Source organism: Leucogemmata humicola, assembly GCF_055379415.1.
The window spans coordinates 2,799,608-2,814,398 of record NZ_AP040875.1 but is presented as its reverse complement, the minus strand read 5'-3'; the positions used below and the strand labels follow the sequence as shown (position 1 = coordinate 2,814,398).

The following is a 14,791-nucleotide window of genomic DNA, read 5'->3' as shown; positions in this document are numbered from 1 at the left end:
ATCACCCTCGTTCCGAGTTGTTCGCTCGCCGACGCCCGCGTCGAAGCAGCGAGATTGCCACTATTGGGAACACCACCGCACCGATGATTGCCCCGAAAAACCAATACGTGAACCAGTTGCACGGCGCGCCCGTCTCAGTTTCGACCGCGCACTTCGTCGCCGCGCCAACGATCTTCGCAATCAATACCGCAACCATGCCGCCGGCAGCAAATCCGCCGATGACGGAAAAACAACCCACTCCAAGATAGTGCGGACGGGCGTCGCCCGTCTCCCCCGCCCCAGGTTGCGCCCCATTCGGCGACTGACCATCTACCGCCATGTCAGTACGCCGCAACCGTGCGCGCCGCGCGCACGATGTCGGCAACCTGCGGCAACACGAAATCCTCCAACGACGGCGCGTACGGCAACGGGACGTCATGCGCCGTCACACGCATCACCGGCGCATCCAGCCAGGCGAACGACGTCTCGTTGATCCGCGCCGTGATCTCGCCAGCCAGGCCACCGGTCCGCGTATCCTCGTGGACGATCACCACGCGATTCGTTTTCCGAACCGTCGCCTGAATCGCTTCGTCGTCCAACGGTGCCAACGACCTGAGGTCGATCACCTCGACCGACAGTCCGTCTTCCTTCTGTAGCTGTTCCGCGGCCTCCAACGCCTTCCACACTGTGGCCGCGTAGGTAATGATCGATAGGTCCTTCCCCTCTCGCGCGACCCGAGCCTTACCGATCGGCACGACGTGGTCGCCGCTCGGCATCTCAGCTTTGATACGCCGATAGAGGTATTTGTGCTCGAAGAAAAGCACGCAGTCGTCGTCGCGGATGGCGGCCTTCATCAGGCCCTTGGCGTCTTCCGCCGTGGCCGGATACACGACCTTGAGTCCCGGCGTGTGAACGAATCCCGCCTCGGGATTCTGCGAGTGGAACGGCCCACCGCGCACGTAGCCGCCGCTCGGGCCGCGAACGACCATGGGGCACGGCAGAAATGCGCGATAGCGCGCCGTGGCCACGTAGTTCGTCAGGATGTCGTAGGCGTTGGCGATGAAGTCGATGAACTGCATTTCGACGACCGGACGCATGCCCATGTGCGCGGCACCCGCCGCGGCGCCAACGATGCCGATCTCCGAGATGGGAGAATCGATGACGCGTGACTCGCCGTACTTGTCGATCAACCCATCGGTGACCTTGAACGCGCCGCCGTAGGCGCCGATGTCTTCGCCGATGCAGAAGACGTCCTTGTCGCGCTCCATTTCCTCGAACAGCGCTTCGCGAATCGCCTCGAGGTACGTGATCTCGGCCATTAGTGCTCGATCTCCGGCGTGTGCTCGAATACGCCCCAGCCAGCCGGACGTTCATGCTTGTCGACCACGTTCCCAGATCCCTCGCGGAACCAGAGCGGCTTCTCGGCCGGCGGGTCGGCGTACACTCCGTTCAACGCATCTAGCGCCTGCGGAAGGCCCGACTGCTCGGCGATGTCAGTGGCTTCGTCCACTTCACGGCGCACGCGCTCGTCCACGCCTTCGACGTCGGCTGCAGAGAAATTGAATTCCTCGCGCAGACGAACGACGTAGCGAGCGAGCGGATCGTTCTCTCGCTCCCAGCGCTCGATCTCGCCCTCGGGGACATACGACTGATTGTCGTGCTCCGCGTGTCCCTTGCGACGGTACGTGATCAATTCGACCAGCGACACGCCTTCACCGCGACGCGCGCGATCCACGGCGCGCTTGGTGACGTCGTACACCGCGAGAACGTCGTTGCCGTCAGCTTGCTCGCCGGGAATACCATAGCCGATCGCCTTGTCGACGAACTGCTTCGCTGCGGTCTGCTTCCACGTGGGCGTGGAATACGCGTAGCCGTTATTCTCGACGACGACGACGAGCGGGCAGCGCTGCACGGCGGCGAAGTTGATGCCTTCGTGAAACGCGCCTGTCGAGGTTGCGCCGTCGCCGACATACACGAGTCCGACGCGATCCTCGCCGCGCATCTTGAACGACAGCGTCACGCCGGCCATCACCGGAACCATGTCGCCCAGTGGCGAGATCTGGCCGATGAACCCGCGATCAGTGTCGCCGAAGTGAATGTTCAACTCGCGACCGCGCGTCGGCGAATCCCCCTTGGCCATGTACTGCTTGAGGATCTCGACCGGTGTTGCGCCCTTCACGAGCATCGCGCCGAGGTTGCGGATGAGCGGCGACATGATGTCGCGGCGCTCGAGCGCGAACGCGCTGCCAACCGCGTCGGCTTCCTGGCCCAGTGAGCGAAAGAGACCGCCGACGACCTTCGTTTGCCGATACAGTGCAACGAGCCGCTCTTCGAGCGTGCGCGTCAGCCGCATCCAGTGATACAAGTCGAGCAGTTGCTCGCGAGACAGCAGCGCCGAAGGTTTGGTGTCCGAGGTCGAAGACTGATGTGGCGGCTTGGCCGCCTTGGTATCTGGGGACTTCGCAGGTTTCGTCGTAGCGCGCGGCATGTCAGCGTTAGGCAGCGTCCGTGTGCACCCTCAAAAAAAGCGGCGCGAAGCGCCGCAGACCTTCCTTCAACCCTACACCCTCGACGCTCGCGCTAGTAGTTGGCAGCGAGCGCGTGCGACGGATCGTCGTGCTTGTGGAGTCCGACGAAGAATTTCTTCACGTTGCGATCCATGCGGCTCTCGCCCATCTGATCGGTATCGATTTGCACGAAGGTGTAGTGTCCCCCCTCCATGCGAACCGACAGTTTGAGCGCGCCCAGCGGGCCGGAGTACGTGCGGGTTCGCGGCGCGGTGGTGTTCTGCGCCAGCGCGATACCCGGGAAAAACTTATCCGCCGACGCGAGAACGTCGGCGGGAGACAGATGCGTGCGGTAGAAGTGTCGCATTGCAGAGTCTACGGAGTCTTTGAGGGTCGTTCATCGAGTACGTCTTGCATCCAGTCGATTCGCTCCAGCGGGTGCAGCGAATCGCGTTGGAAGCGAATGGCCACGGCCCACTGCCCTGCAACGACGAAGTTCACCTTCGCGTGATACGTACCCGGCTCGGGCCCGTACGCGAAACCGTCCCACGTCTTTGTCTGCGGCCCAGTCGGTACGTCGTCATAGACGGGCTTTCCAGCGAACAGCTGTCCGATGCCATTCTCGATCGGCTGTCGCGTCTTGCTGTCGAGAATCTGGATCGTGTAATGAATGTCCTGACGCGCGTGCGGCGGCGAATCGTCGGGACGGATCACGTAGGAATAGCTCAACGAATTCTGGCGGAGCGGAGGCGGCCGATTGTCACCGCCTCCACACGCCGTCATGGTCGCCGCGAGTGCAACTGCTGAGATCCAGGGAACGACTCGCGCACTCCTCGCCCAGCGTTGCATGCTCGCCTCCCTTACTGCTGGTAGTACTCCAGCCCGAGATGCGTGATCTGTTCTTCACCCATCAGGTGCCGAAGCGTGTTCTTGAGCTTCGTCTGTTGGATGAAAAGATCGTGTTCCGGTTGGAGTCCGGCAGCAGCCATCGGCGACTTGTAATAGAAGCTTAACCATTCCTGAATGCCCTTCATCCCGGCGCGGTGCGCAAAGTCCGAGAACAGCGCCAGGTCGAGCACGATCGGAGCGGCGAGGATCGAATCGCGGCAGAGGAAGTTGATCTTGATCTGCATCGGGTATCCCATCCACCCGACGATGTCGATGTTGTCCCAGCCCTCTTTGTTATCGCCGCGCGGCGGATAGTAGTTGATCCGCACCACGTGCGAGAAGTTCTTGTAGAGGTCGGGATACTGCTCAGGCTGCAGAATCGTGTGCAGCACGCTCAGCTTCGACTCTTCCTTCGTCTTGAACGACGCCGGATCGTCGAGCACTTCGCCGTCGCGGTTGCCAAGGATGTTCGTAGAGTACCAGCCGGCGAGGCCGAGCATACGCGCCTTGAGGCCTGGCGCGATGACGGTCTTCATCCACGTCTGGCCCGTCTTGAAATCCTTGCCGGAGATCGGAACACCCTTCTCGTTCGCGAGCTGCTGCAGCGCCGGCGTATCGACGGCGAGGTTGGGAGCGCCGTTGCAGTACGGAACGCCCTCCATGATCGCGGCCCACGCATAGAGCATGGCCGGCGAGATCATCTCGTCGTTGTTCTCCATCGCCTTTTCGAACTGCGCAATCGTGGCGTGCTGCGGGCCGGGCTTGATGAAGATCTCGGTCGACGCGCACCACACGATCACCAGACGATCGCACTTGTTCTTCGCCTTGAAGTCGCGCATGTCTTGGCGAAGCTGCTCAGCCAGATCGCGCTTCGTCTTGCCCTTCTTGACGTTCTCGCCGTTGATGCGCGTGACGTACTTGTTGTCGAACACGGCAGGCATCGGCTTGATCGCCTTGAGAAAATCGGCAATTGGTTCGAGATCGCGATCCTCGAGCACGCCAGCCTTCTTCGCAGCGGTGTACGCGTCATCCGGAATCGGATCCCACGCGCCAAAGACAATGTCGTCGAGCCCGGTGAGGGGAACGAAGTCCTTGATCAACGGGGCACGGTTTTCGGTGCGCTTACCCAGCCGGATCGTCGCCATCTGGGTCAGCGAACCGATCGGCTTCGTATGACCGCGGCGAATGCTTTCTACGCCGGCAATGAACGTCGTGGCCACAGCGCCAAGCCCCGGGGTGAGAATGCCAAGCTTTCCGCTGGCGGGGCGAATGGTGGGGGTGGACGAATCCACGAATTAGTCTCCTTTCAAAACTAATTGACTAATGGCGGGTGCCCGTCTTACGACGGCGACGCAGCCAGAATGTCTTTTCGGTGGGGAGCGCAATCGGCGGGGCGTCGCCGCGCGCGGTGGTCTGGCGATACACGAAGTGCACCCGCTGCACGACGGTAATCCACGCAGTGACCGTGAGAATGACGATGATAACGCCAAGTACCCAGCCGTTGAGGGCGAGCCCGAAAAACGCCTGGGGGACCGACAGCAGCACCACGCGCTCCGGTCGCTGCAACATACCAACCTTCGCATCCAAGCCGAGCGCCTCGGCGCGGGCTCGGATATACGAGGTCAGATACGCGCCGATGAGGCCGAGCAAACAGACCGCCATCATCGGAACGTTGTGGTGCACCGGGTTGAGCGCGTAGAACACCGCGAGCCCCGACAGCACCGCGCCGTCGGCTACCCGGTCCAACGACGAATCGAGAAAGGCGCCGAACGTCGAGCTCTTGTTGGAGCGGCGCGCAACAGTGCCGTCGAGCACGTCGAACAGTGCCGTGGCACCCAAAAACCATCCCCCGATGGAAATGTGTCCCATCGCATAGATCACCCCGCCGGCGACGGTACAGATCGTCCCGATGATGGTGATGGTGTTGGGGTGGACTCCTCGGCGGACCAGCCAATTGGCGACCGGATCGATGACCTTCAGATATCCGTTCTTGAGCCAGTCCGGGAGAATTTTCATGCGGCTCCAAGGGTGCGCGGGGGCGCGATGCCGCTCCGGAGGTCCGGCGCGACCGAATCAGCGAAGCGCCGACAGCCGAGTTCAGGAGCGCTGCCCTTGGCGTAAAGGTAGTTGCTCCAGAGAGTTGTAGCAACCGCGAGCGGCCCTGGATCGAGGGTCATGGCAGGGGAAATACGTACGTCCCACTGAGCACGACGTTCTCGCGCTTGTACGTTCGCGCACCGTCCACGGTCACCGCCTTGAGCGTCACCGATGAGCCGGCCGTGAACCCCTGAACCGGGAGCGTGGCGGTGCTGTTCGCCCCAACCTGGCGCAGGAAGGTATCCGTTCCGCTGAGGCTGACATACACGTTCACCGCCTGGGCGAGCGTGTTCTTGACCTCGACCGACGCCTGCGGCTGCGCCTGGGATGGCGACGTCCGAACCTCGACCTGGCGCGCTTTGCACGCCGAGAGAAGTAGAGCCCCGGCCATCCACGCAACAGCGATGCGTCTGTTCATGATCCTCACTCCTGTTCGTCGGTAAATCCCTGTCACGAAGCCGAGCGAAACCGGACGCTCGGCCAATCGCCAGCCAGTAACGTCCACCCGGACATAGGCAATTGGCAACCCTCATTCGAGCTTGGGGATAGAACGAGGATGCCGGATTCTGTGCACCGAACGTTCCGACGCGCAACAGGTTGGCGTATAATGCCTGCGGATTTTCCTCGCACCGGCGGGCGACCGGAGCGCGCCTCAACACACGAGAAGCAATGCCGACGACGCACAGGGTTACATCGGGTCCCGCGCTGAGGGCGATGGTTGTCGCCGCCACGTGCGCGGTGGCAATTCATGGTTCCGTTGGCGTCTCCACGGTTCGAGCCCAGCAGCCATCCGCGGACGCCCTGTCTGCTCGCGGCGTGGCCGTCATTCGCGATTCGGTTCGGCGCGTCCTCGATCGCGCTCTCGCCGACAGTGCCTTTCCCGGTGGCATCGCCGTCGTCGGAACGCATGGCCGTGTCATCACGCAGTATGCGGTCGGCCACCTCGACTGGGCCAAGAGCCCTGCGCCAAACGATCGGACGCTATGGGATCTGGCATCGCTGACCAAAGTCATCGGTCTCACCAGTGGCGTCATGCAGCTCGTCGGCAAAGGCAGCATCGACCTCGACGCGCCGGTGCAGAAGTATCTCCCCGATTGGACCGGCAAGAACAAAGACCGCGTCCTGATTAGAAATCTCTTGACGCATACGTCGGGGCTTCCGGCGTTCAAGGCGTACGACGAGATCACGCACGACCCGGACAGCTTGGCCAAGCTGATGCTCAGCACTCCGCTGGACACCGTGCCCGGCGCAAAGATGGTGTACAGCGATATTGGCGCGTACACCATGGGCCGCGTGCTGCAGAAGGTCACCGGCCAGACGCTCGACGCGTATCTGCATTCGCATGTGTTCGAACCGGCAGGCATGCACGATACGCAGTACAAGCCGCCCGCTTCCCTGCTCTCGCGCATTGCCCCGACCGAGGTCGACCCCAAGCGCGGCGGTTTGGTGCGCGGCAAAGTACACGACGAGCGCGCGTACTATCTCGGTGGCGTATCGGCGCATGCCGGACTATTCAGCGACGCACACGATCTCACCCGTTTTGCACAGATGTACCTCAATCACGGCGTGAGCGATGGAACGCCGGTGCTGCCACGCAAGGAGATCGAGCTCTTTACCACGCGTCAGGTGCAGGACCGCGCGCTCGGATGGCAAAAGCCCGACGGCACCAACTCGGCTGGCCATCTAATGTCGGCGAACGCATTCGGACACACCGGGTTCACGGGCACGTCGATCTGGATGGATCCGGATCGCGATGTGTTCATCATTCTTCTCACCAATCGCGTCAACCCGACGCGAGCCAACACAAAAATCGGTAAGGTTCGCGTGGCATTGGCCGATGCGGTCATGAGCACGGTGCTCGATTCGGCGTTTTCATCCAAACCTGCGAGACCATGAACCTCACGGTGATCGACTGGGCCATTGTCGCCGCGTATTTCCTCCTGTCGGCCGGCATTGGGTTCGCGTTCACGAAGAAGGGCGGCGAGAGTCTCAGCGAGTATTTCATTTCCGGTCGCGCGGTCCCGTGGTGGTTGGCCGGCGCGTCGATGGTTGCAACGACGTTTGCGGCAGATACGCCGCTGGTCGTCACAGGCTTGGTGTCGGCACACGGCGTCGCGGGCAATTGGTTGTGGTGGAACATGCTGATGAGCGGCATGCTCACCGTGTTTTTCTTCGCGCGACTCTGGCGACGCGCCAACGTCATGACCGATGTCGAATTCGCCGAAGTTCGCTACAGCGGTAAACCGGCAGCGTCCCTCCGCGTCTTTCGCGCACTGTACCTCGCCATCCCGATCAACCTGATCATTCTGGGTTGGGTGACGCGCGCGATGATCAAGATCCTCACGATTTCGCTCGGCTTGCGCGACGTGCAGATCGCCGGCGTGACCGTGTCGGGCCAGGTGATTGCCGTGGGCATCTGCTTCGTCATCACGATGGCGTACTCGGTCGCCGCCGGAATGTGGGCGGTGCTCTGGACCGATCTCGTGCAGTTCGTGATCAAGATGACCGCCGTGATCGTGCTCGCCGTATTCGCCGTGAAGGCCGTCGGCGGCATGGACGTCATGAAGGCAAAATTGGCGACGCACTTCGGCAGCGAGACCGCTGCACTCTCCGTGCTCCCAGTGTCGTTCACGCCGAGTGGAATCGTGGGCTACGCGTGGATGCCTCTGCTCACGCTGAGCGTGTTCCTTGGCGTGCAGTGGTGGGCGGCGTGGTATCCGGGCGCGGAACCGGGCGGCGGCGGGTACGTCGCGCAACGCATTTTTTCCGCGCGTTCCGAGCGAGATGGCGTGTTGGCGACACTGTCATTCCAGGTTGCTCATTACGCCCTGCGCCCCTGGCCGTGGATCGTGACCGGGTTGGCGACGGTGATTCTCTACCCCAGCGGCATCGGCCCCAATCATGATCACGAAGCGGCGTATGTGCAGGCGTTCGTCGATCTGCTGCCGACGCCCTGGCGTGGTTTCATGATGGCCGGTTTTGCCGCGGCGTACATGTCGACGGTCGCAACTCAGTTGAATTGGGGTGCGTCGTACCTCGTGAACGATGTGTATCGACGATTCTTGAATACGACCGCGACGGAGAAGCACTACGTCGGCATCTCGCGCTGGGCGACGATCGGCCTGTTTCTGATGTCGACGCTCGTGACGTGGCAGCTCTCGTCGGTCGAAGGCGCGTGGAAGTTCCTGCTCGCGATCGGCGCAGGCACCGGCCTGGTGTTGATCCTGCGCTGGTACTGGTGGCGGATCAACGCGTGGTCGGAGATCAGCTCCATGCTCGCGTCGTTCGCGATCTCGGCGCTCTGCTTCGCCACGATTCCAGGACGCTGGTTTCCCGAGGGAGATCCGCGAACGGACTCCGTGATCATGATCGTGACAGTTGTGCTCAGCACGGTCGTGTGGCTGACGGTCACGTTCATGACGGCACCGGAGACGGACGCGACGTTGGAGGCGTTCTATCGCCGAGTTCGCCCGGGCGGTCCGGGATGGGCTCGGGTGTCGGAGCGGATTGGGTTTGGGCGTGAATCGATCCCGGGCGGTGCCCTTGCGTGGACGAACTGGATCGCCGGTATCGTGGCGGTGTACGCAACACTGTTCGGCATCGGTAAGGTCATATTTGGCGAACTCGGCGCGGGCGCGATTCTGATCGTCATCGCCGCGGTTGCCTTCGCCTGGATCGCGCGGTCCTTCAGATCGGAGCCGGCGCCCCCGGGCGCGGCGATCGCTCCGGAGCAGCGCATCGCGGCCGACTAGGACCGTTGTAAGGCCCTTCCGGGGGCACTATCTTGTATCCATCGCGGCCATCGCCACTTGGCCGTTTTCAAACGGAGGCTGGCAATGAGCACGATGAATCAACCGGAAGTCATGGTGACGATCACCGCTGGGGCGGGCGCCGAAGTCAAGAAGTTCATGGCGGCGGAGAATGTCGATCCTGCCAAGGGCGGTCTTCGCGTGAGCGTACAGCCCGGTGGATGCAGCGGCTTCAAATACGGCCTCCTCATCGAGGACGAAGCCGCCGAAGACGATCTCATCGTCGAACAGGCTGACTGGCGCGTCTTCGTCGATCCGTTCTCGGCACAATACCTGAACGGTGTTACGATCGACTATGTCTCGTCGATGCAGGGCTCTGGCTTCACGTTCAAGAACCCGAACTCTACGGGCGGCTGCGGCTGCGGCAGCTCGTTTTCCGCATAACTTTCGTTCGTCCGAAATCACATGGAACGGTCCGTCGCTGGCAATCGCCGGGACGCGGTCGTGACTGACGAAGGAAAGGCCCGCGATCCGATGGATCGCGGGCCTTCTCGCGTTGGTCACTCGCCCGGTCTCGAACACATCCGTACTGTCGTCGTCGAAGATCACGAGGACATCGCCCGACTCGTGGCGATGCGAATCGCGACGCTCATCCGCGAACGAACCGCCGCTGGCGAGCGCACCGTGCTCGGCCTCGCGACTGGTTCGACGCCCATCGGTGTGTATCGCGAGCTCATTCGCATGCACCGCACCGAGCACCTCAGCTTCGCTGACGTCGAGACGTTCAATCTCGACGAGTACTATCCGATGCCGAAAGACAGCATTCACTCCTACCACCGCTTCATGTGGGAGAATCTGTTTTCGCACATCGATATCAAGCCGGAGAACGTGCACATCCCGCCCGGCGACGTTTCACGCACGGAAGTCGGCGAACTCACGCAGCGGTACGAACTCGCGATTCAGCGCGCCGGCGGTATCGACTTTCAGATTCTTGGAATCGGCAAGACGGGTCACATCGGCTTCAACGAGCCGGGATCTGGCGCCGACAGTCGCACGCGTCTCGTCACGCTCGATGCGGTCACGCGTCGCGACGCCGCCGCTGACTTCTTCGGCGAAGAGTACGTGCCGCGCGAAGCGGTCACGATGGGTGTGGCCACCATTCTCGATGCGCGCGAAATCGCGATCATCGCGACGGGCGAGCACAAGGCGAGTATCGTGCATCGCGCCGTCGAAGGCGACATCGACGTCGAAGTAGCGGCAACCTTCCTGCAGCGCCACCCGAACACGACGTTCTACGTCGATCGCGCCGCTGGCGCCGAGTTGACGCGCATCAAGACGCCGTGGCTGATCGACGAAGTGGTGTGGACGCAAGACCTCATCGTCCGCGCGGTGATCTGGCTGTCGCAGCGCTCCGGCAAAGCGATCCTCAAGCTCACGCAGCGCGACTACGCCGATGCGCGCATGTCGTCGCTCGTCGCCAAGTTTGGTTCGCCGGGCGAAGTGAACGGCAAGGTGTTCAATGCGCTCGGCTCCAAAATCCGCGGCAAGTCCAAGCTGCCGACCGGCCGCACGATGATCTGCTTCTCGCCGCACCCCGACGACGACGTCATCTCGATGGGCGGCATTCTCCGCAAGGTGACGGAGAACGACAACGACGTCATCGTCGCGTACATGACGAGTGGCAACATCGCCGTGTTCGATCACGACGTACGCCGCTACGTCGACTTCCTCGAGCGACTAGCCGCCGAGGGAATGATCGACGGCGACCGCGTGACGCAGGTTGCCGAAAAGGCGAATGCGTGGTTGGCGCAGAAGCATCCGGGCGAAGTCGACATTCCCGAGATTCAGGATATCAAGCGCATCATTCGCGAAACGGAAGCAGTGAGCGGCATTGAAACCGTTGGACTGCCCCGTACCGCCGCGCGCTTCTTGAACCTTCCGTTTTATCAAACTGGAAAAGTTCGCAAGGATCCGATCGGTCCTGCCGACGTCGCGATCGTGCGTCAACTGCTCGAAGAAGTGAAGCCGGATCTGATCTTCGTGGCGGGCGATCTCTCTGATCCGCACGGCACGCACCGGATGTGCAAGGAAGCGATCGATCTCGCACTACGCGAAGCGACGGAACTGCCGCCACCCGAAGTGTGGTTGTATCGCGGCGCGTGGCAGGAGTGGCCGATTCACGAAGCCACGTGGCTCGTGCCGTTGTCGCAGGAAGAACTGCGTCTCAAGATCCAGGCGATCTTCAAGCATCAGTCGCAAAAGGACTCCGCCCCCTTCCCAGGAGGCTACGACGAGCGCGAGTTTTGGCAGCGCGTCGAGGCGCGTAACAAGGGAACGGCCGCTGAATTGGATCGACTCGGATTGGCGGAGTATTTCGCAATGGAAGCGTACGTGGTCGAGTAGGCCGGTCATCCTCTGCGAGCGAAGCTCGCGGAGGATCTATCGTCCGAGGCTAGTGGCCAGTAGCTCGCAATTTCCTAGGTAACTCACACTAGATCCCTCGGCGCTTCGCGCCGGGGGATGACTATGCGCGGACTCAACACACTCGATTTTCTCGTCATCATCGCGTATCTGATCGGCGTCACGGCCCTGGGAATGTGGGTCGGCCGTCGGCAGCGCGACGCAAAGGACTACTTCGTCGCCGACCGCGAAATTCCGTGGTGGGCGGTCATGTTCTCGATCGTCGCCAGCGAAACCAGCGCGCTGACATTCATCAGCGTTCCCGGGCTCGCGTACACGACGAATCTTGGCTTTTTGCAGCTGGCGTTCGGCTATCTCATTGGCCGCATCGCGCTCGCCTATACGCTGCTGCCTCGATACTACAACGGCAATCTCGTCACCGCGTACGCACTGCTCGAGCAGCGCTTTGGTCTCGCGGCGCGGCGCTTCACGTCGATCGTGTTCATGGTCACGCGCGGCATGGCGGACTCCGTACGCGTCTTTGCGACGGCCGTTCCGATCGCCCTGATCATCGGTCCGCTGCTGCCGCCGGCTGCCGTGATGCCCGTTGCCGTCACCGTTCTCGGCACGTTGACGATTCTCTATACGATTCGCGGCGGCATGCGGGCGGTCGTGTGGACCGAGATCGTGCAGGCATCGGTGTACCTGATCGGCGGAATTTCGGCGATCGTGATCGCCGGTAGCCTCACGCATGGCGGATGGAGCGCGATTCTCGACGCTGCGCGGCCGGCGGGAAAGCTGCAGCTGTTCAACTGGTCAACGGGTTTCGATAAGCCGTACACGATGTGGGCCGGCGTGATTGGCGGCGCATTCCTCTCGATGGCGTCACATGGCGCCGACCAGCTCATCGTACAGCGATTGCTCTCGGCGCGCTCGCTGAAAGCATCACAGGCTGCGGTCATCGGCAGCGGCGTCGCGGTGATCTTCCAGTTCGCGCTCTTCCTCATGCTCGGCATTGGGCTCTGGGGATTTTACGGCGCGAAGACGTTCGCCAGCCCCGATTCAATCTTTCCGACGTTCATCGTCGACCATATGCCGCATGGGCTCATCGGTCTTCTGCTCGCGGCGGTGCTCGCGGCGACCATGAGCACGCACTCCGGCGCGATCAACTCTCTCGCCGCCGCGGCAACGCACGACATCTATCTGCCACTCACGGGAAAGAAGGCCGACGATCCGTCGACGCTTCGCGTGGGCAGAATGTTCGCCCTCTTCTGGGGCATCGTCCTGACGGGCGGTGCACTGCTCTTCCCGGAGAATCCAAAGACGCCAGTGGTTGTCATCGCGCTGTCGATTGCGTCATTCACATACGGGGGCCTGCTCGGCGGCTTCTTTCTCGCTATTTTCTGGCGACGCGCTCGTCAATCGGATGCAATCATCGGCATGTCCGTCGGCATCGCCAGCATGAGCGTGATCGTCTTTGCGAAACAGATCAGCGCGGCGATTCCCGCGCTGGCGCCCAAGCTCGCAGGCGTCGCCCAGATTGCCTTTCCCTGGTACGTGCTCATCGGCACGACCATCACCCTTCTCGTTGGAATTATTGCCTCGTTGACGCATGCTGCGCCTCCACCGGCGGCGCGCGCGGCGGGCGTATCGATATGACGTTCATCGTGATTGGCATTGACGGCGGCGGTTCGAAGACGCACGCCATGGTAGCAGACGAACAGGGCCGAACGATCGTCGAGACAGTCGGACCAGGTAGCGCGGTGCGCCCCGGTCAGGCGGAGCACTCGGCGAATGTGATTGCCGACGTCGTGCGTGACGCGCTCGCGTCGTGCGACATGACGCACGTCGTTCCCCGCGCACTCTGTGTCGGTGTCGCCGGCGCGGGTCGCGAGACGGAGCGCCAGGAGCTCTGGCAGGCCCTCGTAGGCCGCGATCTCGCCACCGAGCTGGTGATCCACTCCGACTACAGCATCGCGCTCGACGACGCCTTCGGCGACGGCCCAGGCGTGTTGCTGATCAGCGGCACCGGCTCGGTCGCGTTTGGGCGAGGTCCTGCCGGTGCAACAGCGCGCTGCGGTGGCTGGGGTCCTGTGGCGGGCGACGAAGGCAGCGGCGCATGGATTGGCCGGCGCGCTCTCTCGGTGGTCACCGCCGCATCGGACGGTCGCGAGCCGGAGACCGCACTGACCGGCGCGATCCTCACCGCAGCTCAGGTAAACGAGACGACAGACCTCATTGCGTGGTCCGCGAACGCCACGCCCGGAATACTCGCGACGCTCGCGCCCGTGGTGCTCAGCGTCGCCGAGCAGGGCGATCTGCGCGCGAATGCCATCGTGACGCTCGCCGTGGAAGAGCTGACCCTCCACATTCGCGCCCTCGCGCGCCAGCTGTTCGGCGACGAGCGCGCGGCGCTCTCGGTCGCGCTGTCCGGCGGCATGCTCTCGCGCGGCAGCACACTCCGTAAACGACTCGAGCACCGCCTCAAGTCGGCGGTGCCCGGTGCAACGATCAGATCGGAGCCCGTCATCGCCGCTCGCGGCGCCGTGAGAGCGGCGCTTCGCATCGTCGGCGAAGCAATGACAAGCAACTAGGAATGTGGTTCGAGGGTTTAGGAGCTGACCGCCCCTAAACCCTTGGCGCTACACTACTTCGGAATCGCCGCAATACACTCCACTTCCAGCTTCGCGCCCGGAGTGACGAGCGCCGCTACGACAACCGTCGAACGAGCCGGCGGCTCCTTTGGAAAGAACTCGGCATACGCCTTGTTCATCCCCTGAAAATCCTTGATGTCGACGAGGAACACCGTGCACTTCACGATGTTCGCCGATGTCGTGCCGGCCGCCGCGAGGATCGGATTCATCTTCTCCAGCGCGCTCTTCGTCTGACCTTCGATTGTCGAATCACCGCGGGCCGGCAACTGGCCCGACAGATACAACAGATCTCCAACACGCGCCGCCGGCGAAAGCGTGGGCGATGCGTTCTGTCCCTGCGGAATGACGACCTGCTTCTGCGCCATGGCCGCTGCTGGAAGAAGCAGAACGGTCGCGGCGGCGGACAGCAGGCGAGTGGAGAGCAACATGAGAGGTAGGATTAGACGTGAATAGAGATCTGATGTCACTGGTCTCTGGTCACAGGTCTCTGGGCTTCCCCTCAGACCTGTGACCAGTG

At 62.4% G+C, this 14,791-nt stretch carries 16 protein-coding genes; 6 read left to right on the top strand and 10 right to left on the bottom strand.

What is annotated here, in order from left to right; translation table 11 throughout:
- Window position 1: 1 nt before the first annotated feature.
- From AC6H4Z_RS11625 to AC6H4Z_RS11585, 9 genes are all read right to left on the bottom strand, one after another.
- The gene (locus AC6H4Z_RS11625; protein ID WP_497546918.1) at window positions 2–319 is read right to left on the bottom strand and encodes a hypothetical protein; all 318 of its coding nucleotides are present in this window, start codon (window positions 317–319) and stop codon (window positions 2–4) included.
- A gap of 1 nt (window position 320) precedes the next feature.
- Window positions 321–1,298, bottom strand: a complete 978-nt coding sequence (locus tag AC6H4Z_RS11620) for an alpha-ketoacid dehydrogenase subunit beta (RefSeq protein ID WP_497546917.1) — start codon at window positions 1,296–1,298, stop codon at window positions 321–323.
- The gene (locus AC6H4Z_RS11615) at window positions 1,298–2,467 is read right to left on the bottom strand and encodes a thiamine pyrophosphate-dependent dehydrogenase E1 component subunit alpha (protein WP_497546916.1); all 1,170 of its coding nucleotides are present in this window, start codon (window positions 2,465–2,467) and stop codon (window positions 1,298–1,300) included. The genes AC6H4Z_RS11620 and AC6H4Z_RS11615 overlap by 1 nt, the downstream gene beginning before the upstream one ends.
- 92 nt (window positions 2,468–2,559) lie before the next feature.
- Complete coding sequence (locus AC6H4Z_RS11610; RefSeq protein ID WP_497546915.1) at window positions 2,560–2,853, bottom strand: hypothetical protein; 294 nt, start codon at window positions 2,851–2,853, stop codon at window positions 2,560–2,562.
- Window positions 2,854–2,861: 8 nt separating this feature from the next.
- Window positions 2,862–3,335 carry a hypothetical protein gene (locus AC6H4Z_RS11605; RefSeq protein ID WP_497546914.1) on the bottom strand — a complete coding sequence of 158 codons (474 nt, stop codon included), beginning with the start codon at window positions 3,333–3,335 and terminating at the stop codon, window positions 2,862–2,864.
- A gap of 11 nt (window positions 3,336–3,346) precedes the next feature.
- A complete protein-coding gene (locus AC6H4Z_RS11600) occupies window positions 3,347–4,666 on the bottom strand; it encodes an inositol-3-phosphate synthase (RefSeq protein ID WP_497546913.1) in 1,320 nt (439 codons plus the stop codon).
- A 28-nt stretch (window positions 4,667–4,694) separates the two neighbouring features.
- Window positions 4,695–5,390 (bottom strand): phosphatidylinositol phosphate synthase, encoded by a 696-nt coding sequence (gene pgsA, locus AC6H4Z_RS11595; RefSeq protein WP_497546912.1) that lies wholly within the window; start codon window positions 5,388–5,390, stop codon window positions 4,695–4,697.
- Window positions 5,387–5,551, bottom strand: coding sequence for a hypothetical protein (locus AC6H4Z_RS11590; RefSeq protein WP_497546911.1), 165 nt, complete (start codon window positions 5,549–5,551; stop codon window positions 5,387–5,389). The genes pgsA and AC6H4Z_RS11590 overlap by 4 nt, the downstream gene beginning before the upstream one ends.
- Entirely contained in the window at window positions 5,548–5,889 is a 342-nt protein-coding gene (locus AC6H4Z_RS11585) for a hypothetical protein (RefSeq protein WP_497546910.1), read from the bottom strand. Before AC6H4Z_RS11585 ends, AC6H4Z_RS11590 begins: the two co-directional genes overlap by 4 nt.
- A gap of 251 nt (window positions 5,890–6,140) precedes the next feature.
- On the opposite strand from AC6H4Z_RS11585, the gene AC6H4Z_RS11580 reads away from it, so the two are divergent.
- The 6 genes from AC6H4Z_RS11580 (at window position 6,141) to AC6H4Z_RS11555 (ending at window position 14,214) form a co-directional block, all read left to right on the top strand.
- The gene (locus tag AC6H4Z_RS11580; protein WP_497546909.1) at window positions 6,141–7,367 is read left to right on the top strand and encodes a serine hydrolase domain-containing protein; all 1,227 of its coding nucleotides are present in this window, start codon (window positions 6,141–6,143) and stop codon (window positions 7,365–7,367) included.
- Window positions 7,364–9,223 carry a sodium:solute symporter family protein gene (locus AC6H4Z_RS11575; RefSeq protein ID WP_497546908.1) on the top strand — a complete coding sequence of 620 codons (1,860 nt, stop codon included), beginning with the start codon at window positions 7,364–7,366 and terminating at the stop codon, window positions 9,221–9,223. Before AC6H4Z_RS11580 ends, AC6H4Z_RS11575 begins: the two co-directional genes overlap by 4 nt.
- 84 nt (window positions 9,224–9,307) lie before the next feature.
- Window positions 9,308–9,664 (top strand): HesB/IscA family protein, encoded by a 357-nt coding sequence (locus tag AC6H4Z_RS11570; RefSeq protein ID WP_497546907.1) that lies wholly within the window; start codon window positions 9,308–9,310, stop codon window positions 9,662–9,664.
- Window positions 9,665–9,685: 21 nt separating this feature from the next.
- Window positions 9,686–11,623 (top strand): glucosamine-6-phosphate deaminase, encoded by a 1,938-nt coding sequence (nagB, locus tag AC6H4Z_RS11565; RefSeq protein ID WP_497546906.1) that lies wholly within the window; start codon window positions 9,686–9,688, stop codon window positions 11,621–11,623.
- A 123-nt stretch (window positions 11,624–11,746) separates the two neighbouring features.
- Window positions 11,747–13,279, top strand: coding sequence for a sodium:solute symporter (locus AC6H4Z_RS11560; protein WP_497546905.1), 1,533 nt, complete (start codon window positions 11,747–11,749; stop codon window positions 13,277–13,279).
- Window positions 13,276–14,214: a BadF/BadG/BcrA/BcrD ATPase family protein gene (locus tag AC6H4Z_RS11555; RefSeq protein WP_497546904.1), complete on the top strand. Its 939-nt coding sequence runs from the start codon at window positions 13,276–13,278 to the stop codon at window positions 14,212–14,214. Before AC6H4Z_RS11560 ends, AC6H4Z_RS11555 begins: the two co-directional genes overlap by 4 nt.
- A gap of 53 nt (window positions 14,215–14,267) precedes the next feature.
- On the opposite strand, the gene AC6H4Z_RS11550 is transcribed toward AC6H4Z_RS11555, so the two are convergent.
- Complete coding sequence (locus AC6H4Z_RS11550) at window positions 14,268–14,702, bottom strand: RidA family protein (RefSeq protein ID WP_497546903.1); 435 nt, start codon at window positions 14,700–14,702, stop codon at window positions 14,268–14,270.
- Between the last annotated feature and the right edge of the window lie 89 nt (window positions 14,703–14,791).